This is a genomic window from Paraburkholderia sp. RAU2J (assembly GCF_003634845.1).
Classification (GTDB): Bacteria; Pseudomonadota; Gammaproteobacteria; order Burkholderiales; family Burkholderiaceae; genus Paraburkholderia; species Paraburkholderia fynbosensis.
Map to the genome: position 1 here is coordinate 1,327,293 of NZ_RBXG01000002.1, position 22,458 is coordinate 1,349,750.

General features: G+C 64.5%; 24 protein-coding genes. 14 read left to right on the top strand and 10 right to left on the bottom strand.

All coding sequences use genetic code 11. From position 1 onward, the window contains the following. Positions 1-22 precede the first annotated feature (22 nt). From B0G69_RS23435 to B0G69_RS23450, 3 genes are all read right to left on the bottom strand, one after another. On the bottom strand, positions 23-814 hold the full coding sequence (locus B0G69_RS23435) for a phytanoyl-CoA dioxygenase family protein (RefSeq protein WP_121321455.1): 792 nt from the start codon (positions 812-814) through the stop codon (positions 23-25). A gap of 808 nt (positions 815-1,622) precedes the next feature. After that, positions 1,623-3,626: a bifunctional DedA family/phosphatase PAP2 family protein gene (locus B0G69_RS23445; RefSeq protein ID WP_121321456.1), complete on the bottom strand. Its 2,004-nt coding sequence runs from the start codon at positions 3,624-3,626 to the stop codon at positions 1,623-1,625. Between the two features lie 308 nt (positions 3,627-3,934). Beyond that, positions 3,935-4,582 carry an HD domain-containing protein gene (locus B0G69_RS23450; protein WP_121321457.1) on the bottom strand — a complete coding sequence of 216 codons (648 nt, stop codon included), beginning with the start codon at positions 4,580-4,582 and terminating at the stop codon, positions 3,935-3,937. A 159-nt stretch (positions 4,583-4,741) separates the two neighbouring features. Between B0G69_RS23450 and B0G69_RS23455 the strand changes: the two genes are divergently transcribed. Beyond that, positions 4,742-5,080: a hypothetical protein gene (locus tag B0G69_RS23455; RefSeq protein ID WP_121323845.1), complete on the top strand. Its 339-nt coding sequence runs from the start codon at positions 4,742-4,744 to the stop codon at positions 5,078-5,080. Between the two features lie 99 nt (positions 5,081-5,179). Continuing rightward, a complete protein-coding gene (locus B0G69_RS23460; protein WP_121321458.1) occupies positions 5,180-5,656 on the top strand; it encodes an OsmC family protein in 477 nt (158 codons plus the stop codon). Between the two features lie 159 nt (positions 5,657-5,815). Here B0G69_RS23460 and B0G69_RS23465 read toward each other — a convergent pair whose 3' ends face one another. Both B0G69_RS23465 and B0G69_RS23470 read right to left on the bottom strand, forming a co-directional pair. Continuing rightward, positions 5,816-6,049, bottom strand: coding sequence for a hypothetical protein (locus B0G69_RS23465; protein WP_121321459.1), 234 nt, complete (start codon positions 6,047-6,049; stop codon positions 5,816-5,818). Positions 6,050-6,114: 65 nt separating this feature from the next. Continuing rightward, positions 6,115-6,582 carry an Lrp/AsnC family transcriptional regulator gene (locus B0G69_RS23470; RefSeq protein ID WP_121321460.1) on the bottom strand — a complete coding sequence of 156 codons (468 nt, stop codon included), beginning with the start codon at positions 6,580-6,582 and terminating at the stop codon, positions 6,115-6,117. Between the two features lie 155 nt (positions 6,583-6,737). Between B0G69_RS23470 and B0G69_RS23475 the strand changes: the two genes are divergently transcribed. Further along, positions 6,738-7,388: a LysE family translocator gene (locus B0G69_RS23475; RefSeq protein ID WP_121321461.1), complete on the top strand. Its 651-nt coding sequence runs from the start codon at positions 6,738-6,740 to the stop codon at positions 7,386-7,388. Positions 7,389-7,442: 54 nt separating this feature from the next. Here B0G69_RS23475 and B0G69_RS23480 read toward each other — a convergent pair whose 3' ends face one another. After that, positions 7,443-7,616 carry a DUF1289 domain-containing protein gene (locus B0G69_RS23480; protein WP_121321462.1) on the bottom strand — a complete coding sequence of 58 codons (174 nt, stop codon included), beginning with the start codon at positions 7,614-7,616 and terminating at the stop codon, positions 7,443-7,445. Positions 7,617-7,752: 136 nt separating this feature from the next. Here B0G69_RS23480 and B0G69_RS23485 point away from each other — a divergent pair, with 136 nt between their 5' ends. After that, the gene (locus tag B0G69_RS23485; RefSeq protein WP_121321464.1) at positions 7,753-8,073 is read left to right on the top strand and encodes a YnfA family protein; all 321 of its coding nucleotides are present in this window, start codon (positions 7,753-7,755) and stop codon (positions 8,071-8,073) included. Between the two features lie 65 nt (positions 8,074-8,138). Here the strand turns inward: B0G69_RS23485 and B0G69_RS23490 are convergent, their stop codons facing one another. After that, positions 8,139-8,648, bottom strand: coding sequence for a DUF1993 domain-containing protein (locus B0G69_RS23490; RefSeq protein ID WP_121321466.1), 510 nt, complete (start codon positions 8,646-8,648; stop codon positions 8,139-8,141). Between the two features lie 305 nt (positions 8,649-8,953). On the opposite strand from B0G69_RS23490, the gene B0G69_RS23495 reads away from it, so the two are divergent. The 6 genes from B0G69_RS23495 to B0G69_RS23515 all read left to right on the top strand — a co-directional run bounded on the left by B0G69_RS23495 (position 8,954) and on the right by B0G69_RS23515 (position 14,449). After that, positions 8,954-10,513 (top strand): S53 family peptidase, encoded by a 1,560-nt coding sequence (locus B0G69_RS23495; RefSeq protein WP_121321468.1) that lies wholly within the window; start codon positions 8,954-8,956, stop codon positions 10,511-10,513. 235 nt (positions 10,514-10,748) lie between these two features. Further along, complete coding sequence (locus B0G69_RS23500) at positions 10,749-12,404, top strand: peptidase S1 (RefSeq protein ID WP_121321470.1); 1,656 nt, start codon at positions 10,749-10,751, stop codon at positions 12,402-12,404. Positions 12,405-12,642: 238 nt separating this feature from the next. Continuing rightward, positions 12,643-13,287 (top strand): hypothetical protein, encoded by a 645-nt coding sequence (locus B0G69_RS23505; protein WP_121321472.1) that lies wholly within the window; start codon positions 12,643-12,645, stop codon positions 13,285-13,287. Positions 13,288-13,400: 113 nt separating this feature from the next. Then, positions 13,401-13,751: a hypothetical protein gene (locus tag B0G69_RS23510; protein ID WP_121321474.1), complete on the top strand. Its 351-nt coding sequence runs from the start codon at positions 13,401-13,403 to the stop codon at positions 13,749-13,751. A 270-nt stretch (positions 13,752-14,021) separates the two neighbouring features. Further along, complete coding sequence (locus B0G69_RS41465) at positions 14,022-14,180, top strand: hypothetical protein (protein WP_199731324.1); 159 nt, start codon at positions 14,022-14,024, stop codon at positions 14,178-14,180. A 5-nt stretch (positions 14,181-14,185) separates the two neighbouring features. Further along, complete coding sequence (locus B0G69_RS23515; RefSeq protein ID WP_121321476.1) at positions 14,186-14,449, top strand: RNA-binding protein; 264 nt, start codon at positions 14,186-14,188, stop codon at positions 14,447-14,449. A 108-nt stretch (positions 14,450-14,557) separates the two neighbouring features. On the opposite strand, the gene nadE is transcribed toward B0G69_RS23515, so the two are convergent. After that, positions 14,558-15,418, bottom strand: a complete 861-nt coding sequence (nadE, locus tag B0G69_RS23520; protein ID WP_121321478.1) for an ammonia-dependent NAD(+) synthetase — start codon at positions 15,416-15,418, stop codon at positions 14,558-14,560. Positions 15,419-15,987: 569 nt separating this feature from the next. On the opposite strand from nadE, the gene B0G69_RS23525 reads away from it, so the two are divergent. Then, positions 15,988-16,914 carry a L,D-transpeptidase gene (locus B0G69_RS23525; protein ID WP_241991449.1) on the top strand — a complete coding sequence of 309 codons (927 nt, stop codon included), beginning with the start codon at positions 15,988-15,990 and terminating at the stop codon, positions 16,912-16,914. Positions 16,915-17,068: 154 nt separating this feature from the next. On the opposite strand, the gene B0G69_RS23530 is transcribed toward B0G69_RS23525, so the two are convergent. Both B0G69_RS23530 and B0G69_RS23535 read right to left on the bottom strand, forming a co-directional pair. Further along, positions 17,069-17,938 (bottom strand): DMT family transporter, encoded by an 870-nt coding sequence (locus B0G69_RS23530; protein WP_121321482.1) that lies wholly within the window; start codon positions 17,936-17,938, stop codon positions 17,069-17,071. 127 nt (positions 17,939-18,065) lie between these two features. Then, positions 18,066-19,625, bottom strand: a complete 1,560-nt coding sequence (locus tag B0G69_RS23535; RefSeq protein ID WP_121321484.1) for an AarF/UbiB family protein — start codon at positions 19,623-19,625, stop codon at positions 18,066-18,068. A gap of 198 nt (positions 19,626-19,823) precedes the next feature. Here B0G69_RS23535 and B0G69_RS23540 point away from each other — a divergent pair, with 198 nt between their 5' ends. The 3 genes from B0G69_RS23540 (at position 19,824) to phnS (ending at position 22,442) form a co-directional block, all read left to right on the top strand. Continuing rightward, a complete protein-coding gene (locus tag B0G69_RS23540; protein WP_121321486.1) occupies positions 19,824-20,579 on the top strand; it encodes a DeoR/GlpR family DNA-binding transcription regulator in 756 nt (251 codons plus the stop codon). Positions 20,580-20,861: 282 nt separating this feature from the next. Then, complete coding sequence (locus B0G69_RS23545) at positions 20,862-21,086, top strand: hypothetical protein (RefSeq protein ID WP_121321488.1); 225 nt, start codon at positions 20,862-20,864, stop codon at positions 21,084-21,086. 264 nt (positions 21,087-21,350) lie between these two features. Continuing rightward, the gene (gene phnS, locus B0G69_RS23550) at positions 21,351-22,442 is read left to right on the top strand and encodes a 2-aminoethylphosphonate ABC transporter substrate-binding protein (protein WP_121321490.1); all 1,092 of its coding nucleotides are present in this window, start codon (positions 21,351-21,353) and stop codon (positions 22,440-22,442) included. The last annotated feature ends 16 nt before the right edge of the window (positions 22,443-22,458 follow it).

A 22,458-nucleotide genomic window follows, 5' to 3' on the forward strand; every position in this document is an offset into this window, starting at 1 on the left:
CCGAGACGGTACTCCAGCGCGATCAGTAGGCGAATTTGCGGTACTGCTCGGGCGCCGACGCGCCGTCCGCCTGATCGACCCGCGGCATGTAGCGCAGCAGCCGCTTCGCGCGCGGACTCAATCGTTCATCGACCGTGACGGGCACGTCGACGTGCACCTCGGGACGGAAGTACCAGCTCCTGCTGTAGCCGATCACCACCATCGGGCGAGGCTCGTCGGTCCTGTTCGGGGTGCCGCGATGCAGTGCGCGCACATCGCGGATCATCACATCGCCAAGCTCCATCGGAATCGCATGCAACGGCAGGCGGCCTTCGTGCCAGGCATTCATCGCGTCCTCCGAGCGCATACGATGCGTGCCGAGCGTGGTCTCGAATGGACCGTTTTCCGGCGTGACGTCGCAGAGCGGGAAATTGACAGCCAATTGGAAGGAAGGCGTTTCCGGCATCCCATCGAAGAGGGCCGGTGTATCGCGATGGATAGCCTGATACGTCGAGCCGTTCAGCGGCGTGTCGGTGGCAAGCTGGCACATCACGGGGTCGTCGCCCGCGACTCGCTCGACAATGCCGAGCACGTCCGGATCGCAGAAGATGCTTTCATCGGCGAACACGCCGCTAAACGGCAGCGTGATGTAATGCCGGTTCGCGCCGCGCACGGCGGTCGCATTCGACGCAATGCGTTCTTCGAGCAACGGGGCGAACGCCGCGCGCCACCCCTGAAGCGTGGCCTTCGCAAAGTGGCGCCGCAGGATGACCATGCCGTCTCGCTCGAATGTCGCGGCGTATTCGTCGAGTTGTCCGGGCGTGAAGCGTTCCATCGTCGTCTCCTTGATATCGTCGTCGGGCCCGCCAGGCCAGCGCTTATCTTAGCTTCTCCCGACGATGCGAGCGACAGGTGGATGACTGGTGTGAACGCTTTCCGGTTTGCGAGCGGGGGGAGGGGCGAGCGTGCGAGGGAGGTGTTGCTGGTGCCGCCCGATTCGTAGGCATGCCAGGTTTACGCAGCCGCATACCCCAGATGGGTCGCGGCTCTTCCTGCAAGCGCCAGCAGTTTGCCGCCGCCGGCCGCCTCTGTGGGGATCACATATAGATCGGTTGCTGCCTACCTCCAGTGTGTCTTTGAGCAGTGCAAAGACGCGGCACTCGTTGGCCAATTGGATTAGCGGGTGCACATTGAGGACGCCGCACGGAAAGGTCGTGCCTGACCTGGGCGAGCCAACGACGAACATCGGGAAGGACGCCATGTCTTGCTCCTGGAATCGCATGGTCCCGGCATGCCTATGGAAGGTGGCGCGAAGCTGATGCGGGGATGGCTGGATGGTCGGCTGCGTGGGCGGGTTGGCGGTCGGCAGCTATCGACAGGAATGGACTTCGGCGGGGACTTGGTGGAGCGCGTGGGACGTCCGCGGTCCGAACGCTTCGGCATGCTTGCCGCCATCGAGGCACCGGGCAACGGCACAAAAGAATGCCATCCGCACTGCCCGGCTTATCCACAGAAAATGTTCATATCCTTGTGGACAAGTCCTGGCCAATTGCCCTAACTCATTGAGCGCAAGGCGAATTGTCAGGTGGTCCAGCGAACGTGCGGACTGTGCGCGCCCGCACCAAACGGCTGCCCCGAACGGCTCATTCCACCGGCGACGCCAGCAACGACACCGGCACGCCATGACAATCCACCTTGGCGAGAATCGCGGCGCCGAATCCGGCGCCCGGTTTTCCGCGCGCGTCGAAAGCAGCCGCCTGCCTGTCGACTCGCAGAATGTTGATGGGCCACGTCCGCCGCGAAAGCCGCTCGTGCGCCAGCGCGCCGACCCACAGCGGCGTGGCGGTGTTGCCGTTCGCCACTGCATAACCGCTTGGCCAGAAGCGCAGCACGTCGCGTTCGGCGCGCGTATCGCCGGGGCGCATGACGACCAGCGACGAAGGCACCCCGTTGTTGAGCTTGGGCAAGACCGGCAGCGAGACCGCGGCGACATCGGGCGATGCGAGCGAGAGCAGGCTGTGCGCGGACACGTCGGTGCCCTCGACCCATCCCTGGGCGCGCAGTTGTCCGCGGATCGAATCAAGGTCCGACACCCACTGCAGCGTGAGCGGCTCCTCGCGGTCGCCACCCATATCCGAGCGATAACACGGCAGGCGCTTCCACACGGAGAGCGTCCACTCGGCCTGCGTGACCAGCACGGGCGCCGCGCGCTGCGCAGTGGCAGGCGGCGCCGGCGGATTGACGCCGAACTGCACCCCCACGCTGAACAGTATGACCGCCAGCACCACCGCGGGCATGAATGTGCGCCGCGGCGGCGGCTGCGGATGCCGCCACATCGCCGTCAGCGCGACGAGCGCCACCCACGCGTACGCGAGCGCGGCGCCGCCGATCGCATCGGAGAGCCAGTAGCGCCCGAAGTACACGCCCGCGAGCGCGACCACGATCACCACGATCGTACTGACGGCCGCCACCAGAACGCCCATCAGCATGCCGACCCGCCGCGCCAGCAGGAACGAAAGAAAGCCATACACGATGACCGTCGCGGCAACGTGGTTGCTCGGAAACACGTAGTGAGCGCTCATCAGTTCGTTGGGCGGCGCGCGGTGCATCGCAAACTGCAGCCCAAAGATCAACAATTGGGAAAACACCACCGCCGCGAGCCAGTAGCCGATGGTGCGCCAGCGCCGCTCCCACAGCATCCACACCACGACCATCGCGATCAGCGCCGTCAGCGTGGCGCCACTGCCGAGCGTCTCGAGACCGGCGAGAACGCTGTCGCTCCACGGCGTGCGCACCGACTGCAGGAAGTGATAGACGGACAGATCGACGGCCGTCAGCGGATCGCCGTTGATGACGTCGCCAAGCACGCCGATAAAAAGCGCCCCGGCCACCAGCACGATCAGCGAAGTCACGAGGATGTAGGTTGCGTCCGGCGTCTCGGGATCGAGCATCTTGCGCGCGACGCGGCCGAGCGGCCCGGGATGCCGGCACGCCCAATCGCCGAGATGGCGGCCCGCCGCGCTCGACCACGCGTTCGCGTGCGAGAGCAGGAAGCCGGCGCCGCGAAAGCTGAGCCAGACGATGCATACCAGCAGCGCGAGAATCACGACGAGCCGGAACGACACCGCGCCGGCCAGCAGCACTGACGCGCCGAACACCACGCCCGGCAGGATATGGGCGGGCGCCCACAGCAGCGCGGACAGCACGTTCATCGCGTAGAAGCGCAGCGGCGGCATGCCGAGCATGCCCGCGACGACCGGCACGATGGCCCGCAACGGCCCGATGAAACGCGCGAGCACGACGCTCTTCACGCCATGCTTGTGAAAGAAGCGGTGGCCCGCGTCGAGCAGCTCGGGGTGTTTGCGGAACGGCCACAGCTGGACGATCCGCTCCTTGTAGCGGCCGCCGAGCCAGAAGCTCATGCCGTCGCCGGCGATTGCGCCGACGATTGCCCACACGAATACCCAGCCGAGGCTCAGCGAACCGGTGCCGGTCAGCGCGCCGGCGAGGAACATCGCGGTGCTGCCGGGGACGAACGTGCCGACGACGGCAAGGGCTTCGAGAAAGGCTGCGAGGAAGACGACCGTGAGCATCCACGCCGAGTGGCCGGCTAACTGGTGCAGAAGGTGGATGTAGGCGTGCTCCATCGTGCGCGATCGGCCGTGCTGGCGTAACGATCGATCATAACGCTCGGCAGGGTGGTGTTATTGCTTTTTGGCGGGTGGGTGGGTGAAAGGCGGACGGAGATGCATGAAGCGTTCGGCGAGGGGCGACGGCGAGGGTCTCGTGGTCGCGGGACTGGCTGCTTGCGCGCTCCAGGTCGCGGTAACTTTGCCCCTTCATGCGACGTGCCGGACGATCTTGCCGATGCCTGGTTTGCCGCGCGCCTGGTAGCCGTGAGCGTCCGTTCAGCGAGACGCTTCATCCATCCATTCGCGCACGCGTCATTCCACGCTCAGATCTCTTCCGCGAATTCGTCGACGAAACGGTTTAGCCGCGCGTGCCGAACGGCGGCCATATGCGCGCCGGTCGCTGTCTGAAAACCGGACGAGAGCTTGAGCAGCTTGGTACGAAAATGATCGAGCGTGTAGCGCGCGTCGTCCAGCGGACGTTGCAGTGCGTGCGGATCAGCCGGGTCGTACAGCGCGCGGCCCAGCCGGCCCGCCACGTAGAAGCAGCGCGCCACGCCCAGCATGCCGATTGCGTCGAGCCGGTCGGCATCCTGCAACGTCTTCGCTTCGAGCGTAGCCGGCGCGATGCCGGCGGAAAAACTGTGCGCCGCGATCGCATGCGCGGCGGCTTCGACTTTCGCGGCCGGCCAGCCGAGCGACTTCAGCACGCCGGCTGCCTTGTCGGCGGACAGGCGCGACGCCTGAGCGCGCAAAGGTGAGTTCTTCTCCACCGCCACGCAGTCGTGTAGCAGCGTCGACGCGAACAGCACCTGCGCATCGCCGCCTTCCTTTGCGTGGATCGCCGCGGCGTTCTTCCAGACCCGCTGCAGATGCGAGCTGTCGTGCGAGCCGTCGCCGTTGTCCTTGTCGAAGGCGTGCGGCAGCAGGGTGCGGGCGAGATCCTGGAAGGGGGCGAAGGCGGCTGTCGTCATCGGCGTGGCGGGTGAAAAAAGCTGTCGATTATCGCATCGCGTGCCGGACCGTGATCGTGCGCACTTGAACGAAGCAGGGCGCGCGTCGTCATACGTAGTGAGCACGCCGCTTTGCGCGGCATTGCGCTCGCGCAATTCAATGATGTGACGGAGTGGGCCATGAAGATCGTAACGGGCAGTATGGCGGTGACATTGGTAGCGCTATTGGTCGGTATCGCGGGCGCCGCCCATGCTCAGCAGTCGGGCAACACCAGCGCCGGTATGAGCGGCGCGCAGTCGAGCGGCGCCAACACCACCGGCGCCGCTGCTGCGGGCATGGGGGCGGGCGCAGGGACGGGTCTCAGCCCGACGCCGGGCGTTGGCATGTCCGCGGGCGTAACCGCCCGCAGCAGTTCGGGTCCGGCGCTCAACAACATGCGGGCAAACGGCACGAGCCTCGACATGAACCCCGATCCGCGTGCGCCGAACGTGACCGGCAAGGCGGCGCCGCGTCGCTAGACCGGTTTCGTCACGCTCGCGTATGTCGCGCCGGTTGTCGTGAACACCGCGTATAAAATGCCCATCCCGGCACGGTTTTCCGACGACAAGGAGCGAGGCATGGCATACGGCGAGCACAAATACAAAGTAACGGTGCAATGGACAGGCAACCGCGGCAGCGGCACCTCGGGCTACCGCGATTACGGCCGCGATCATCTGATTACAGCAGGCGGCAAGCCGGCCATCCCGGGGTCGTCGGATGCGGCTTTTCTCGGCGACGCCAACCGATGGAATCCGGAGGACCTGCTGGTCGCTTCGGCTTGCGCGTGCCACAAGCTCTGGTATCTGCATCTTTGCGCGGATGCCGGCATCGTGGTGCTCGAGTATCGCGACGACGCCGAAGGCACCATGCTCGACAGTGCGCAGCAAGGCCGCTTTGCAGAGATCGTTCTGCGTCCGCATGTCGTGATTCAGGCAGGAGGCGATGTCGAACAGGCCACGCATTTGCATCACGTGGCGCACGAAAAGTGCTATATCGCGAATTCGGTCAACTTCCCGATTCTTTGTGAGCCGGTTGTCGAAACGCACGCGCGTTGACGCGGGTATTTGCAATTCACCCGTGCTGTTGCGTGGGCCCCGATAGCGCGGCGCATGCGCAGCCAGACATCGGAATGCTTCGTTAAACGAAGCATTCTTTCGCCGACCCTGGCGCAAAGCGCCGTGCCCACGGCGCAACAGGCGGCCGGTTTTTGCCGTTCAGCGATTGCCGTCGAGCAGGTCGCCGAGCAATTCGTCGAATGCCGCCTGGGCGTCTTCGAGTTCCTGCAACGCGGCGTCGAACGTTTGCAACGCGAACTGTGAGGGCTTGCCGCTGCCAGCGGGCGGGAATTGCGATTGCAGCGACGCAAAGGCCGACTGCACCCTTTGGGTCGCGGTCAATACACGCTCCATCGCGGCTGATTCTTCGGCTCGCGCCTTTTCGTGGTCCATGAAAACTCCGAGTTCGTCTGGTCGGCTCACGCCGTTTCAAAGGGGTGACTATGCCACGTTCGTGCTCAGGACAGCGGCAAGCCGCCGTTGGCCTTCACTTCCCGCAACGACAACGCCGACTCCACCGACGTCACGCCAGGCAGGCTGCGCATCTCGTCACGCATGAAGCTGCCGTAATCGTCGAGGTCGCGCGCCACCACCTGCAGGATGTAATCGGCGCTGCCCGACACGTTATGGCACGTGAGAATGCGCGGGATCGCCTGCACCTCGCGCTCGAAGCGGGTCGCCACCGTGCGGTCGTGCACCGCGAAGCGCACATAGACGAACGCGACGACGCCGAAGCCGAGCGCGGAGCGCGAGAGCATCGCACGGTACTGGTCGATATAGCCGTCGCTTTCGAGACGCTTGAGACGGCGCGCGCAGGGCGTCTCGCTCAAGCCGACCGTTTCGGCGAGCCGCGCATTCGACATGCGGCCGTCATTCTGCAGCGCGGCGAGGATCGCGCGGTCTGTCTTGTCGAGGTCGGCTGTCATGGCTTGGGCGGGGCTGCGCTGAAATAGTGGAAAATCTGCTTTGAAGTAAGAATCTTAGCGTATTCCTCCAAATATGCGAGTGAGAGACCGGACATTCGCCAGCAAACCCTCCGCCGACGATAGCAAGATAGAGCCCTTGAGAACAGGAGGCTCAGATGATTTCCGCACACCTGCTGGCGGTTTATATCGCGGCGTTGGTCGTCGTCTACGCGGTGCCGGGGCCGGACATGGCGCTGGTCCTGCAAACCAGCATCGGACGCGGCGTGCGCAGCGGTTTCGCAGCCGCCGGCGGGCTGGGTCTGGCGCGCGCCACGCACGTGACGCTCTCGGCGTGCGGCGTGGCGGCGCTATTGCGCAGCGCGCCGTGGCTGTATGACGTCGTGCGCTATGGCGGCGCGGTGTATCTCGCCTGGGTGGGGATTCAGATTTTCCGCTCGCCGGTGTTCGCGCTGCCCGAGGGCGGCAATGAAGGCAGCGCTGCGCAGACCGCGAACGCCGGGGCGCGTCCGCTGCGGGCTGCGTTCGTCAAAGGCTTGTTGACAAATCTGCTGAACCCGAAGGCGTTGCTGTTCTGCTCGGTGTTGTTGCCGCAATTCGTGCGTCCAGAAGCGGGGCCGGTCGCCTGGCAGATGATCGAACTCGGCGTGGTGCTGCTGGCCATCGGCGCGTGTTTCGATGGGCTTTACGCAATCGGCGCCGCTCGGATTGCCAACTGGATGCGCGCCCATCCGCTTGCGCAGACCTTGCAGCGCTGGGCATTTTCATCCGCATTGATCGGCTTCGCGCTGCGGCTTTCAATCGACTGACGGGGCCGCCCGGCGATTCATCGAGCGGCTCGTTGTGATGGTCCCGCGAGCCGCTCACTTCTTCAGCTTGTGCTCGCGGCGCGGACGGTCCTCGATGATCTTCCGGCGATGCTTGTCCTTCATCTTCTTCCAGCTTTTGCATTCGTCGCGCGTGCGCATGCAGCCGATACAGAAGCCGGTTTTGCTGTCGAACTTGCAGATGTCCATACAGGGCGACGCGACGCTCATGACTAATAGCCAGCAGGAAACAGGGAACGAGGACGGTCGCACGCGGCATGCCCGCTTCGCCAAGTGATTGTGTTAGTAAAGCCGATAGGGCCGCGCATCCGTACGCGGCGACACGACCGTTTGCTTGCACCCATCGATGAAAACTTTCCTGCTGTATGTCATGACTGCCGTTGCCGAAATTGTCGGTTGCTATTTGCCGTGGCGCTGGCTCAAAGAGGGCGGCTCGGCGTGGCTGCTATTGCCCGGCGCGCTCAGCCTCGCCCTGTTCGCGTGGCTGCTGACGCTGCACGGCACCGCCGCGGGCCGCGTATATGCGGCTTACGGCGGTGTGTACGTGGCGGTGGCGATTGCGTGGCTGTGGAGCGTCGACAAGGTGCGGCCCACGCTGTGGGACGCGGCCGGCGCGGCGCTGACGCTGGCCGGCATGGCAGTCATCGCGTTTCAGCCGCGCATCTAGTCGCGGCACGACGCATCGCGGGGGCACGTCTAACGCATGCCGCGCCCGAGGCCAGGGTGTTCGCTTTACTTGATGCCGCCCAGGTAGTCCAGCTTGCCGAGTTCGACGCCGTTGTGACGCAGAATGTCGTACGCGGTCGTGACGTGAAAATAGAAGTTCGGCAGCACGAACCCGAGCAGATACGACAGCCCCGTGAACTCGACCGGACCCGTGCGCATCTTCAGCGTGATGGGACGCTCTTCCGAGCCGTCGATCTGCGCCGCAGTGAATTCCTTCAGATAGTCGATCGTCTTCTGAAGGCGGGCCTGGAGCTCGTCGAAGGTCTGTTCGACGTCTTCGTATTTCGGCGCTTCGACGCCGGCCAGACGCGCGGCGCAACCCTTGGCGGTGTCGCTCGCGATATAGACCTGGCGGACCAGCGGGAGCATGTCCGGTGCGAGCCGGGCGTTCGTGAACACCGAAGGCTCGATCTGCTTCTCGGCAGCGTGCACTTCGGCTTTGCCAAGGATGGCTTGCAGGTTCGTCAGGCCGCGAATCAGCACGGGCAGGGATGCTTGATACATCGAAATTGACATGGGGTTCCTCTGATTCTTCGATCGGGCGCGCGGACGGCGCGCGAGGCAATGTAACGGCTGGATTGCCGCTGCAGCATCATAGCGCGAGCGGTGCCGGGTGCGCATTGACGCAGCGCGCATTGGCCATCCGGATAACTGCCGCTCGCGCCGGAACTGTGGTCGAATGCTCGGGTCGGACGGTTTGAGGAAACCGTTGAATCAGCAAGCGGCCCCCCGTGCGCCATGCCATCAGGTTGGGCAGGCGCGCGCTGTGCTCGGGTCCACTTTGCGGCCCGCGCCGTCACGCTTACAGGAGAGTCGACACTATGGTCAACAAGCACCCGTTGCCGGGAAGCGAGCGAACGGAAGTACTCGGTTCGAAGGTCGTTGGGCAATGCGATCCGGCGGAGCGGATCGAGGTTTTCGTGATGCTGCGCCGTCAGCAGCAGGCGCAGTTCGATGCGCTGATGAGCCGGATCGAAGCCGGCGACCCCGGCGTCCAGCCGCTGTCGCGCGAGACGCTCGCCAAAGATTACGGCGCCGCGCCGGACGACATCGCGAAGGTCAAGGATTTCGCCACCGCGCACGGCTTGACGGTCGTGCGCGAGGATGCGGCGGCGCGCTCGGTTCTGTTGAGCGGCACGATCGCGCAATTCCAGAGCGCGTTCGAGGTCAAGCTGGAACATTACGAACACCACACGGCCGGCCAGTTCCGCGGGCGCACCGGCGCGATCAGCGTGCCGGACGATCTGCACGACGTGGTCGAAGCGGTGCTCGGGCTCGACAACCGGCCGCAGGCGCGGCCGCACTTTCGCATCCGGCCGCCGTTCGTGCCGGCCAAAGCGCACCAGGCGTCCTTCACGCCGCCGCAACTCGCGTCGCTTTATCAGTTTCCGCAAGGCGATGGCGCAGGGCAGTGCGTCGGCATCATCGAACTCGGCGGCGGCTATAACACCAGCGATCTCAACGCTTATTTTGCGAGCCTCGGCGTGGCGTCGCCCACGGTGAAATCGGTCGGTGTCGATCAAGGCGGCAATCATCCGAGCGGCGACCCGAACGGGCCGGACGGCGAGGTCACGCTCGACATCGAAATCGTCGGTGCGATCGTGCCCGGCGCGACCATCGCCGTGTATTTCACGCAGAACAGCGACGCAGGTTTCATCGACGCCGTGAGCCGCGCGGTGCACGACACGGTCAACAAGCCGTCGGTGATCTCGGTCAGTTGGGGCGGCCCGGAGTCGATCTGGACCAGCCAGTCGCTGAAGGCGTTCAACAGCGTCTTGCAGAATGCGGCGGCGCTCGGCGTGACGGTCTGCGCGGCCTCCGGCGACAGCGGTTCGAGCGACGGCGCGAGCGGCGGCGATCAGGTCGATTTCCCGGCGTCGAGCCCCTACATGCTGGCTTGCGGCGGCACGAGCCTGACCGCGGCGGGCACGTCGATCTCGCACGAGGTGGTGTGGAACGATGGCGCGGAAGGCGGCGCGGGCGGCGGTGGTGTGAGCCGGGCGTTCCCGGTACCGGTGTGGCAAAAGGGTTTGTCGGCGAAGTCGACGGGCGGCGGGAGCAAGCCGCTCAGCGGGCGCGGCGTGCCCGACGTGGCGGGCGACGCGTCGCCGATCACGGGCTACAGCGTGTTGATTGACGGCACGCAGACGGTGGTTGGCGGCACCAGCGCGGTCGCGCCGCTGTGGGCTGCGCTGATTGCGCGGGTCAACGCGGCAAAAGGTCAGCCGGCCGGCTTCGTTAATCCGAAGCTGTACAAGGCGCCGGATGCGTGCAACGACATCACCCAAGGCAACAACGGCAGCTTCGCGGCGGCCGCCGGTTGGGATGCCTGCACTGGGCTCGGCAGTCCCAATGGTCAGAAGGTCGCGGCCGCACTATAGTCAGCAAGTTGCCGGGGCCAATGGATGGCCCCAGGCGCGTCCCTCCGGAACTCCTTCGGCACACCCCGAAGGAGGCTTCCCCGGGGACAACTGATGAGGCATCCTCATTGAGCGCGCCCGGAGGAAGCTTCGTTGTCGAAGGCCGTAGAAAGGAAGTCCCTGTAGAGACGTCCCGAAGAAAGCGCCCCTCACAGGGCGACGTACAACCAGGCGTGAACGAACCCATGGAGCGATCATGACGAACACAGAGTCAGCTTCCGTTAGTCCGCAGTCGCCGCACAATTCTTCTGCTTCGACCACATCGGCGTCCGCCGCCGCGCGCAAAGCCGGCGATCAGCCGTTCTTCGACCCGGTCGCCTATGGCAACGGGCCGGACGATTCCGTCACCGAAGTCGCCGAAACCGCGGCGGTGACACATCATTCGGTGACGCTCGGCGGACGCAAGATCAACTACACGGCGACGGCGGGTCATCTGGTGATCGTCGACCCGAGCAGTTCGCAGCCGGAAGCACGGATGTTCTACGTGGCGTTCACGCAGGACAACCAGAAGGAAGAAGCCCGTCCGCTGACATTCTTCTATAACGGCGGGCCGGGGTCGTCGTCCGTGTTCGTGCTGCTGGGCTCGTTCGCGCCGCGCCGCATCAAGACGTCGATGCCGGATTTCACGCCGCCTGCGCCGTACTCGATAGAAGACAATCCGGACAGCCTGCTGGACCGCAGCGACCTCGTGTTCATCAATCCGGTCGGCACCGGCTATTCGGCGGCGATCGCGCCGAAGAAGAACCGCGACTTCTGGGGCGTCGACCAGGATGCGGACTCGATCAAGCAGTTCATCAAGCGTTTTCTGACGAAGAACAACCGCTGGAATTCGCCGAAGTACCTGTTCGGCGAATCGTATGGCACGGCACGCAGTTGCGTGCTGGCGTACCGCTTGCACGAAGACGGCGTGGATCTGAACGGCATCACGCTGCAATCGTCGATTCTCGATTACACGCAGTCCGGCAATCCGGTCGGCACACTGCCCACGGCGGCCGCGGACGCGTGGTATCACAAGAAACTCGGACTCGCGCCGCGGCCGACCGATCTCGGCGTGTTCGCCGAGGAGGTCGCGCAATTCGCGCGCACCGATTACCTGGCGGCATTGCGCAAGTTTCCGACCACTGACACGGCGACGGTCGAGAAACTGAGCGAGTACACCGGCATCGACAAAACTACGCTGCTCGCGTGGAGCCTGGATATCGCCGCATATGACAGCCGTGGCAATTCGCTCTTCCTGACCACGCTGCTGAAGTCGCAAGGCCTTGCCCTCGGCGAGTACGACGGCCGCGTGACGGCAATCGACACGGGCATTGCGGGCAAGATCGATCCGAACTCCGGCGGCAACGATCCGACCATGACGGCGGTCACCGGCGTCTATACGACGATGTGGAACGTGTATCTGAACGAGCAGTTGAAGTACACGTCGAATTCGTCGTTCACCGACCTGAACGATCAGGCCTTCAAGTACTGGGATTTCGGCCACATCGATCCAACCGGCGCGCAGAAGGGGCTCGACTCGAAGGGCAACATCGTTCTGTACACCGCAGGCGATCTTGCCGCGGTGATGGCGCTCAATCCCGATCTGAAGGTGCTGTCGGCGAACGGTTTCTTCGATTACGTGACGCCGTTTTATCAGACCGTGCTCGATCTGCAGCAGATGCCGTTGCTCAGCCAGCAGGTCCGGCAGAATCTGTCCGCGCGGTTTTATCCGTCGGGGCACATGATTTATCTCGACGGCGGTTCGCGCACCGCGCTGAAGGCGGACCTCGCGCAGATGTATGACGCGACCGTGTCCAACGAGCAGGCGCTTGGACGGATTCGCGCCTTGCAGGCGCGAGTGGTGAAGTCATAGCGAGGCAAAGTGTTGCGCGTGCGAGAGAAGTGGTGCGGGCGTTGGGCAGGGTGGCTGCGACCTTGCCCGACGCCCTCACGCAATCACGGGAATACGCTCGCACCGACCTCCACCGAGCCGCCGCGCAAGCCTCGCGCGCCTTGGCCGCCGTGGGGCGCTTTTGTACATATGTATATTGAATGTGTTTTAATTGGTCTGCGAATTGAACTATTGCGCGCCGCAGCCGGCGCGCCGACGAATGAACGCAGGCCTTGCACACACGCGTTTTACCCACCTTTCCGGCGACCCAACCCGCAATGCGAATGGGGCGCCGCCGCTGGCACTCGTGGTCCAGCGCGGCTCGACGCATCCCGTTCGCAAAACACGGCGCGCGGCGCTTCTGTTGGGCCTCGCCGCGATGCTCGCTCTGCGTTTCACGGATGCCTACGCGCTGGACAGCGGGATGCTCGATGAACGCGTGACGCAGCAATCGATCGGCGAAACGATCTGCCGCCCCGGCTATGCGGACGCCGTCGCGCCGCCTTTCGACGAATGGATGGCGCGCAAGGAGCAGATGCTGGCCGAGCGTGGCATCGATAAGGACGACGGCGTCGCCTTCGCGCTCGACCGGCGTGTGCCGCTCGTACTCGGCGGTTCGCCGGACGCGCCCGCCAACCTCGATCTTCTGCCGTGGGCGGGCCGCGGGGGCGAACGTCGCAAGGCGCGTGCGGCGGTCATGCTCAAGCGTTGCGTCTGTGAAGGCAAGCTGAGCCTCGCCCAGGCGCAAGCCGCGATCGTCGGTAACTGGTCGATGGTTTATTCTGGCTTCGGCCAGACCTCCTGCGACGTGAGCCGCCTCGACGTCGTCGCCGGTGGCGACGACGGGCAGGGCGGCGCGCACTGAGGCCGCACCTCGGCCTCTGCGGCCGAATTGCGTTCATCGTTCATCTGCGCTTGTTCAGGCGCGCTGCTTGCCGCTCCCGCAGCCTGCTGTCCTCATTTTTTCGGAGAATCACCATGACCCATTCACGTCTTGCCGCAGCGGCGCTCGCTGTCGGCTGCCTCGCTGGCAGCGCCGCAGCGCTCGCGGCCGACCCGATCCGCTGTGGCAATGCCGATGCGTTGCAGATTCGCGGCGATGTACCCGCGGCAATCAGCTTCGATGTGTACCGCCAACTGCGACCGCTCAGCGCGCAGCGCATCGCGTTGTTCCAGGCTGCCGGAGAAGTGAAGCACCTGCCCGATGGCCTGCCGGTTTGCCAGATTGCCGACGACGGTGTCGACGACCCGTCCGCAGTGCTGGTTCAACTGCCGCAGGGCAAGAACGCGTGGTGGGTAAGTGCGGCCAACGTGGAGGCGGCGAACTGATCCTGCGATCAGTCCGGCCCTCGCGCAGGTCCCCCGCGGGGCGCCGCGGCCCGTTTTTTGCAATCGCCGTTTTGCTGCCGACGCGTCGCCCCGACCCCGCACTGCGTCAAATGAGCAGATGTTTTGCTATTTCTGAGTCTGCTTATTCAGGTACAGTGCATTGACGGAGAGTTTCAGTCCGTTTTTTATGTACCGTGTCGCATCGCCGTGTTTTCGACTATCGACTGTGGCTATTCAGATTGCAGGACGAATTTCGCAGAGGAGATTTAAATGATTGCCTTCTATCTGTCATTGGTCGCCCTGGGCGCCGCCGGTGTTGCAGTGGTCCGCGAACTCGCCGCCGCCCAGACGAAACAGCGCGCCGCACTGCGCCCCGTGCGCATACGGGACGCGGATCGACATACGGGTCGTCACGCGCGTCGAGGGTAGGCCGTATGAATCTGATCGTGCGCAACATTGCCCAATCGTGCAGCGAGCAGGAAGTGCTTGAGTTCCTCAAGCGCGAACTCGGACACTATGCGAAAAGCGTCGAGGTGACCGACGCCGGCACACCCGGCGCGTACGCCACGGTCGAACTCGACGCGAACGTGCCCTATGTCGGTGATGTGATCGCGCGACAGATTCACGGCAAGCAGTTGGGCGGCCAGGCGCTCGAAGCGAGCGCCGACCTGTTTACTGACGAGCCGCCCGCGCAGTAATCCTCCCCGGATCAGACTTATGAACACGGCGCGCGGCAGAACGCGCGCCGGTTTAGCCTGACGCCGCGCATGCTTGCCGCGCTTTCCCGCCGTCACTTTTCCGCGCTTTTATTGCCCGTCATCCTGGGGTGGCCAGTCGAACGGCGTGTACGGCAACGCGCGCTTGTGACGCGTCGCGTCGTAGAAACGCAGGATGATGTCGCGCGCCGCATCGCTGACGGGTTTGCCTTCCAGGAAGTCGTCGATCGTGTCGTAGGGGATACCGTACGCGTCTTCGTCGGGGCGCAGCGGCTGCAACATTTCGAGGTCAGCGGTCGGCACCTTGTGCGCCAATGCTTCGGGCGCGCCCAGCGCCTTGGCCACCGCCCGCACCCTGCGCTTGCTCAGCCCGGCGAGCGGCAGCACGTCGGCGCCGCCGTCGCCGAACTTGGTGAAGAAACCCATTACCGACTCGGCTGCGTGGTCCGTGCCGATCACCACGCCGGCCCGCGCGCCCGCTACCGCGTATTGCGCAATCATGCGTTGGCGCGCCTTGATATTGCCGTGCACGAAATCCTGGTGCGATTCGTCATTAAATGGCACGCCGCCTTTATCCAGTGCGGCAAGCATCGCATCGGCGGCGGGTTTGATGTCGATGGCGAGATTTTCATCTGCGCGAATGAAGCGCAATGCTTGCTGCGCGTCGGCTTCATCTTTCTGCTCGCCGTAAGGCAAACGTATCGCGACGAAATGCGCGTCGTAATGATCGGCGCGTAATCGTTCAACCGCAAGTTGTGCAAGGCGCCCGGCAGTGGTCGAATCGACGCCACCGCTGATGCCAAGTACATAAGTTTTCAGGCGGCCGCTGCGCAGGTACTTCGCCAGAAAAGCGACCCGGCGCTCGATTTCCTGCTCGGCGTCAAACTTGGCGCCGACGTGCATTTCGGCGCTGATGCCCGCCTGACGGGCGTTTTTGTCGTGCTGTGTCATGATTTTCCTGGCTCCTTGCGCGCTGACATGGTGTCGGCCACGAACGCTCGCGCGCCAGTAAGATAAATAGCGAAACGACAAGCGGGCGATCGCGGCACGGTTACTGCTGCAATGAAGTGATGAATCGGTCCTGGGTTTTAATCACTGATAGTGGCCTTAAATCCCTATTGCATCTATTTTTAAACTGTCGCGAGATTGTTAAAGAGGCTCGGCCTATTTCGATTGAATTGACGAATTGACGGTATCTTCATCGACAAAATGCAATGTGCTGAGTAACATCGTCGTTCCGAGCGCCGCGTGACCCGGCGAGCAGCCAATAATAATCAGGTTTGCCCTAATACGCGATGAATCATCCAGATCGGCCTGGCCAGCCTGTATTGGACCGCCTGACTTCCGCGTGGGTCGTGCATCGGTGTGGTATGCCGTGTGCGGCGCGCGCGGGGTTCGCGGCGTGCGTCAACTGTGGCACGCCTGCTTCCCACGTTATCTCCCAGCTTATTTCCCAAGTTATTTGCGTCACGCGAGCTTGCCGGTTTCTGACGCGCGCAGTGCGCGCCGTCGTGTGCGCAATGTCGTGCGTTGCCGCGATGGCTGCGCCGGTCCACGGGACGGCATCGTCGACGGCACTGACATTGGCGTCGAAGCCGGCGCCGATCGCCGCAAGCCGTCCGCCACCCGACATCGATGCGACCACGCTTGCCGCGCCCGACGCCGCGGGCGTCGTCGATCCACGCCGTGCGTTTCTTCTGCGTGACGTGTTCGCGCGTAACGTGACGCGCCGCCTGAAGGTGCCTGCCGCCGAGCAGCGCGCTTATTCCGACCGCCTGGAAACAGCGCTCCAAGCGAACACGCTGGGCAGTCTGTCGGGCGAATACGTCGTGCTGGTCGATCGCAACGCCAATGTGCAGGCGCTGTTGATCTACTTTCGCGCGGTCCCGGCCGACGCCTGGCAGATGATCGGCGCGTCGCCGGTGGCGACCGGCCGGCCCGGTGAATTCGACCATTTCATCACGCCGCTCGGCGTGTTCGAACATACGCCTGCCAACATGGATTTTCGCTCCGAGGGCACGCAGAACGAAAACCATATCCGCGGCTACGGCAAGCGGGATATGCGCATCTTCGATCTTGGCTGGGCGCAGGGCGAGCGTGGGTGGGGCAAAGGCGGCGTATCGCAGATGCGCTTCCAGATGCATGCCACCGATCCCGACCGGCTTGAACCGTTGCTGGGGATACGCCATTCGAAGGGCTGCGTGCGGATGCCCGCGTCGCTCGATGCATTTCTCGACCACTACGGCATTCTCGATGCCGAATACGCGACGCTGATCGACTCGGGTAAATCGCTGTGGGTGTTGAAGAGCGACCGGCAGATCACGCCGTGGGCCGGGCGCTACATCGTCGTGGTGGATTCGGCGCGCAAGAGCCGACCCGCGTGGGCCCCGGCGCCAGGTGGAAAGGCGCGCGCCAAGGTGCCGGCGGGCGCGGATACGGCTGACTGAGGCGTGGCGGCGAGTGGTTGATCAGGAGCGCCGCGGCCAAGGCGTCTGCGCAAGAGCACCGGCACTAGAGCCACCAGCACAAGCCCACCAGCCCAAGCCCACCAGCCCAAGCCCACCAGCCCAAACCCTGCCGCCCATCGCCCCCAAACCACCTTCACGAACGCGCCAGCAACACCCCCACCAAGGCGACGGCAAATCCAGCGATCTGCAACGGCATCAACGTTTCCCCAAAGCCGACATACCCTTCGAGGGCGGCGAGCGGCGGCGCGAGGAACAACAGCGCGGTAGCGCGCGCCGCATCGCCGCGCCTGACCATCCACACGAGCAAGGTGACGCTGATGCCCGAGAGCATCACGATGCCCCAGGCCAGCGAGACCCATAAGGTGGTCGACGCAATCCAGCGATGCTCGCCGAGCGCGAGCGCCAGCAGTACCGCGACGAGCGCTGCGCCGAGATTCTGCACCGCGCTCGCGCTGCGAATATCGGACTTCGCCAGCGAGGTTTTCTGAAACAGCGTGCCCGCCGTGATCGCGGCGACCGCGATGACCGAGATGAACACGACGAGCCAGCCCGGCGCATTGCCATGGGTTGGCGGCGTGGCCGATGCGAGCTTCGGTTCGAGCACCAGCACGACGCCGACGAGTCCCAGCGCCATCCCGCTCCAACCGCGCCGCGAGAGCCGCTCGCCGAACAGCGGCGCCGCGACGGCGGCCGTCGCGAGCGGCTGCAGCGCGCCGAGCAAGGCCATCACACCGGCGCTCAGACCTTGCGCGACAGCCCAATAGCCCGCGCCGAGATAGACGCCTTGCAGCAGTGCGCCCGCCGCCAGATGCTTGCCGAAGTCGCGGCCGGTCGGCCATGCCGCGCGCGCGAGCACGGCGGCGAGCGCGAAGATCAGCGCGGTGCCGCCGAAGCGCGCGAGCAGAAAGAGATTGGGATCGGCATATGGGGTAATCGCGCGGGCGACCACGAAACCGGTCGACCACAGCACGACGAACACAGCGGCAATGAAGGAAGCGAGCATCGGAACGGTTAGCGGGAAAAGCCGTCATCGTGTCGGCAAATGTATGGCGTGTCTTGTTCGAAGCTGCAATCGGTTTGGGCGATCCTGCCGCGCGTCGCACGTCTCGCGGATGTCAGTCCCGGCCGCATCACCACATCAGCAGGATCGTTCCCGCGCCGAGCGCTCCGCCGCACAGCACACACGCCCACAGCAGCGCTCGCGTGCGCCGGTATTCGCGCCCGATATCCGCGATCAGCTGCGCGTTCTGCTGCGGCGTGCGCGCGCGGGCGTGTTCCTGCTGAAGATAGCGGACCGCCAGTTGCGGCATGCGCGGCAGCATATGCGCGAGATGCGGCAGTTCGCGTGAGATCCGCTTGATCCAGCCGCGATGATCGACGTCGCGCCGCGCGATGTCAGCGAGCACGCCGCGCGTGATATTCCACGTATCGACACCGGGATGCAACGCGCGCGCCAGCATCTCCGCCTGCTGGAACGAGCGCTGCGCGGCGGCGAGGCGCGCGGGCACCGCGCCCGCGAACGGCTGCACCGCGTGCAGCAGATGATGAAACAGCGAACCCGCCGAACGGTCTTCCGGCACCGCCGCGAAGTGCGCTTCGGCGCGCGTGCGCAACTCGGCTTCGAGCATTTCCGTGCGCGTATCGGGCGGCAGGTGTCCGGCATCGCGATGCAGGTCGGCGAGGCGCCCATAGTCCTGGTCGAACAGTGCGGTCGCGCCGTGCACGAAGAACTCGCGCTCGCCGGTGGAGAGCGTCGACATGATCGAAAACTCGGCCAGCACGAGGCGGCCCAGCGTGTCCGGCTCGATGCTCACGCGCACTCGGCGCGCATCGAGCGTGGCGTGGAAGAAGCCATGTTCGAACGCTTGCTCGGACACGACTTCGACGATATGCGCGGCAAGCGGCGCGAGCTTGATGTGATGCGCGTGCAGGCCCGGCAGGTCGTTCGCGGGCAAGGTGCTGATGCGCTGCATCGTCAGCGTGTGCGCGGTGCACAGTTCCCAGATCACGTCCGGCACGGCGATGCGCTTGTCGCCGTCGAAATGATGGCCGGTCTGGCTCAGGTTGGCGGCTTCGGCGCGCAGATCGAAGCGGCGCAGGATGTCGTCGGTGAAGCTTTGCGCGAGCGCGCGCAATTTCAGGCGGCGTGCCGTGCCGGAGAGTTTTTCCAGCCAGCGCGCGACCCAGCGCAGCAGCGCGAGTTCGTCGCCGATCTGTTGCAACTGATCGGCGCGCACCAGTTTGATCGCCACTTCGTGATGGCCTTTGACCGGCGTGACGAGCCGCGCCAGATGCGTCTGCTCGGCAAAGCCGCCGCGCACCGGCGTGAGGTCGACCGCGCTGAAGAGCGTGGCGAGCGGCTGGCCGAACGCGCGCGCCAGCGCCTCGGCGGATTCGTGAGGCGGCAGCGGGGCTTCCAGGTGATCGATCGCGTCGATCGCCTCGTGCAGGGTTGCGCTCGCGAGTTCGGGGCGTTCGGCGAGCGTTTGCGCGAAACGGCTAGCGAGTGGTCCGAGCGCCGGCAACACGTTGTGCAGGCTTTGGCCGCTGTGTCCCGACGCCTGCACGCGGCCGACCAGCTGGATTATCCAGTGCAGTTTGTGTTCGGGCGGCGCTGCGAGCCAGATCAGGCGCGCGCCGTAACGCAGCGCATGGAACAGCAGGAGTAGACGGCGAAACAGTGGTGGCATCGGTAGTTCGGTTGACGGACCAGCGGTAACGACAGGCATCGGCCTGGCGTCGGCACGCGGCCAGGGCACCAAGGTTAGCAGGTAAGTCGCAGATGAGCGCGCCGGCCGGCGCATCGCCGTGCACCGCGTACTACAATACGCCGGCCTTCTCCAACCGTGGCGAAACCTCAAGCGTGCCGGCTCGCCGGCCTTCCACAGATGCTCGCAGAACAACGTCACCAATACATCCTGGCGCAAGTCGCTAAAACCGGCGCGCTCTCGGTCGCCGAGCTGGTGCGCGAACTGAACGTGTCGCGCGAGACCATCCGCCGCGATCTGAACGCGCTGGCCGGGCGGGGCCTGCTGGTCACGACGCACGGCGGCGCATTGTCGAGCGACCGGCGCGAGCCCGACCTCGATACGCGCGAAGCCGCCAACGCGGGGGCGAAGCGGGCGATCGGCGAGCGCGCGGCCGAGTTCGTGCCGGACGGCGCGTCGCTGATCATCGATTCGGGCAGCACCACGCAGGCGGTGGCGCGCGCGCTGCTCGACCGGCATCGGCTGGTGGTCTATACGAACGACTGGCGCATCGCACTGCTGCTCGGGCGGCGCAACGAGAACCGCGTCACGCTGCTCGGCGGCGAACTGTCGGATATCGAAGACGCCACCTTCGGGCTCGACACGGTCCATCAGCTCACGCAATACCACGCGGACTTCGCGTTCATCGGCGCAGGCGGGATTTCGCCGGACGGCTATCTGAGCGATTACAGCCGCATGGCCGCCGAAGTGCGCAGCCGCATGATCGCCGCCGCCGACATGGTGGTGATTGTCGCCGACCATTCGAAATTCGGCCGCGTGACGCCGGTGCGGATCAACGGCATCGAATCGGCGCGCTATCTGGTGACCGAGCTCGCGCCCGAGCGTGCGCTCGGCAAGGCGATTACCGCGCATGGGCCGGAAATTCTGATTGCCTGAAGGCATCGGAATGGGGCAGTGCTGTTGTCATGCGAATGCGGGATTGTTTTGGCTCCCTGCGCAAAACGCCTCGTCGATATAGACCCCTGATTCGCTGCAAGATCCCGAGCGGGAGGGCACAATACGCGCCGTTGTCCAGAACCAGCACACAGCGAGGGCCACGCGCGAGTCAATCGTAGCCGTTCCGGGGCGCGCCAATGCCGCCGAGTTTGAAGCGAGACGCATACAGCGTCATTTTCACCGTGTACGATTTTCGCGAGCCCGCCACAGAGGCGCCGCCGCATGCGATCGAACGCGGCGTCCGACGAACCAGGCTGGAGCCATATCGCTTCGCGCATCGGCGAGAAAGCGCCGCAGGGCTTCTCGATGCTCAGCCGGATCGGGCAAATTTCAATCGCAGAACAAGCCTCTTTCGACGTCGACGGTTCGCCGCGTCAGCAAGGTAACGACCTCGGCGCTTGGACTTTATTGGCAAATTGTGTCGTTTTTTGGAATTCACCAGAATAGTCACGGCGTTGTCATTGAAACCTGTGATTCTTGCCGTGCCCGTTCAGGCATGGCTGGCAGCGCGAGCGTCGTAGATGGGCTGTAAGACAGGCTGGGGAAGAAGCGGCAAAGTTGTCGGCAATCTGCAATCCGCGCAGACCGGCACGACAACTGGCCGCGGGCAACACGCAACACGCAAGCGGCACGGCGCGCGGCGCCGTTTAATCACAACAGGTATCGGGACTTCCCGACCGTCTGGTTTTTTGCCTTTCGGAGAAAAGCGACATGACAAAGACGAATTCCCTTCACGCGAGTGCAGGCCTCGTTCGCAAACTGCTGCCGGCGCTGGTCGCCGCGGCGGCATTCGGCGGCGCGGCCATGCAGGCGCACGCAGCCGGCGCCGTGGTGCTGTACACCGCCGACGGCCTGGAAAATCTCTACAAGGACGTGCTGCCGGCCTTCGAAAAGAAGGAAGGCGTGAGGGTCAACATCGTCACGGCGGGCAGTGGTGAAGTGGTGAATCGCGCGACCATCGAAAAGGATCAGCCGAAGGCCGACGTGCTCGTCACGCTGCCGCCGTTCATCCAGCAAGCTGATCAAGCCGGTCTGCTGCAGGCTTATCAGAGCGCCAACTACAAGAACGTGCCGGCGATCGCGAAGGCGTCGAACGGGGCGTGGGCGACTTTCGTGAACAACTACTTCTCGTTCGCGATCAACCCCGAGGTCACGAAGAACGAGCCGAAAACCCTCGCCGATCTGCTGCATCCGGATTACAGCGGCAAGGTCGCGTACTCGAACCCGGCCACGGCGGGCGACGGCATGGCGGTGATCATCCTGACCTCGTCGCTGATGGGCGAAGACAAGGCGTTCGACTATCTGAAGAAGCTCGAACAGAGCGCCAAGTTCCACACCAAGGGCACCGGCTACCTCGACGTGCTGCTCTCGCGCAATGAAATCGCGGTTGCCAACGGCGACCTGCAAATGGATCTGGACGACGCAGCCAACGGCGGCCTGTCGCTCAAGCCGGTGTTCCTTGCGGCCGCGCCCGGCGGTCAGCCGACTACCTTCCAGTTGCCGTACGCGATCGGCCTGATCAAGAACGGTCCGAACCAGGACGAAGGCAAGAAGCTGATCGACTATCTGATGTCGACGGAAGTGCAGTCCAAGGTGCCGGACATCTTCGGCATTCCGGCCCGCACCGACGTGCCGCTCGCCGGCAAGAACGGCGAAACCGTCAAGCAGGCCATTTCTGGCGTGAAGCTGATTCCGGTGGACTGGAACCAGGTGATGGCGAAGAAGGCCGACTGGACCGCGCGCTGGAAGAACGAGGTGATCGGTTCGTCGGGCAAGCAGATCGAAGTGGTCAAGCCGAAGTAAGCCGTCGGTCCCGGCG

Excerpts from the sequence above, each read along its gene's own strand:
- B0G69_RS23435 (WP_121321455.1), bottom strand. The coding sequence starts at position 814 with ATGGAACGCTTCACGCCCGGACAACTCGACGAATACGCCGCGACATTC.
- B0G69_RS23445 (WP_121321456.1), bottom strand. The coding sequence starts at position 3,626 with ATGGAGCACGCCTACATCCACCTTCTGCACCAGTTAGCCGGCCACTCG.
- B0G69_RS23450 (WP_121321457.1), bottom strand. The coding sequence starts at position 4,582 with ATGACGACAGCCGCCTTCGCCCCCTTCCAGGATCTCGCCCGCACCCTG.
- B0G69_RS23455 (WP_121323845.1), top strand. The coding sequence starts at position 4,742 with ATGAAGATCGTAACGGGCAGTATGGCGGTGACATTGGTAGCGCTATTG.
- B0G69_RS23460 (WP_121321458.1), top strand. The coding sequence starts at position 5,180 with ATGGCATACGGCGAGCACAAATACAAAGTAACGGTGCAATGGACAGGC.
- B0G69_RS23465 (WP_121321459.1), bottom strand. The coding sequence starts at position 6,049 with ATGGACCACGAAAAGGCGCGAGCCGAAGAATCAGCCGCGATGGAGCGT.
- B0G69_RS23470 (WP_121321460.1), bottom strand. The coding sequence starts at position 6,582 with ATGACAGCCGACCTCGACAAGACAGACCGCGCGATCCTCGCCGCGCTG.
- B0G69_RS23475 (WP_121321461.1), top strand. The coding sequence starts at position 6,738 with ATGATTTCCGCACACCTGCTGGCGGTTTATATCGCGGCGTTGGTCGTC.
- B0G69_RS23480 (WP_121321462.1), bottom strand. The coding sequence starts at position 7,616 with ATGAGCGTCGCGTCGCCCTGTATGGACATCTGCAAGTTCGACAGCAAA.
- B0G69_RS23485 (WP_121321464.1), top strand. The coding sequence starts at position 7,753 with ATGAAAACTTTCCTGCTGTATGTCATGACTGCCGTTGCCGAAATTGTC.
- B0G69_RS23490 (WP_121321466.1), bottom strand. The coding sequence starts at position 8,648 with ATGTCAATTTCGATGTATCAAGCATCCCTGCCCGTGCTGATTCGCGGC.
- B0G69_RS23495 (WP_121321468.1), top strand. The coding sequence starts at position 8,954 with ATGGTCAACAAGCACCCGTTGCCGGGAAGCGAGCGAACGGAAGTACTC.
- B0G69_RS23500 (WP_121321470.1), top strand. The coding sequence starts at position 10,749 with ATGACGAACACAGAGTCAGCTTCCGTTAGTCCGCAGTCGCCGCACAAT.
- B0G69_RS23505 (WP_121321472.1), top strand. The coding sequence starts at position 12,643 with ATGAACGCAGGCCTTGCACACACGCGTTTTACCCACCTTTCCGGCGAC.
- B0G69_RS23510 (WP_121321474.1), top strand. The coding sequence starts at position 13,401 with ATGACCCATTCACGTCTTGCCGCAGCGGCGCTCGCTGTCGGCTGCCTC.
- B0G69_RS41465 (WP_199731324.1), top strand. The coding sequence starts at position 14,022 with ATGATTGCCTTCTATCTGTCATTGGTCGCCCTGGGCGCCGCCGGTGTT.
- B0G69_RS23515 (WP_121321476.1), top strand. The coding sequence starts at position 14,186 with ATGAATCTGATCGTGCGCAACATTGCCCAATCGTGCAGCGAGCAGGAA.
- nadE (WP_121321478.1), bottom strand. The coding sequence starts at position 15,418 with ATGACACAGCACGACAAAAACGCCCGTCAGGCGGGCATCAGCGCCGAA.
- B0G69_RS23525 (WP_241991449.1), top strand. The coding sequence starts at position 15,988 with ATGTCGTGCGTTGCCGCGATGGCTGCGCCGGTCCACGGGACGGCATCG.
- B0G69_RS23530 (WP_121321482.1), bottom strand. The coding sequence starts at position 17,938 with ATGCTCGCTTCCTTCATTGCCGCTGTGTTCGTCGTGCTGTGGTCGACC.
- B0G69_RS23535 (WP_121321484.1), bottom strand. The coding sequence starts at position 19,625 with ATGCCACCACTGTTTCGCCGTCTACTCCTGCTGTTCCATGCGCTGCGT.
- B0G69_RS23540 (WP_121321486.1), top strand. The coding sequence starts at position 19,824 with ATGCTCGCAGAACAACGTCACCAATACATCCTGGCGCAAGTCGCTAAA.
- B0G69_RS23545 (WP_121321488.1), top strand. The coding sequence starts at position 20,862 with ATGCGATCGAACGCGGCGTCCGACGAACCAGGCTGGAGCCATATCGCT.
- phnS (WP_121321490.1), top strand. The coding sequence starts at position 21,351 with ATGACAAAGACGAATTCCCTTCACGCGAGTGCAGGCCTCGTTCGCAAA.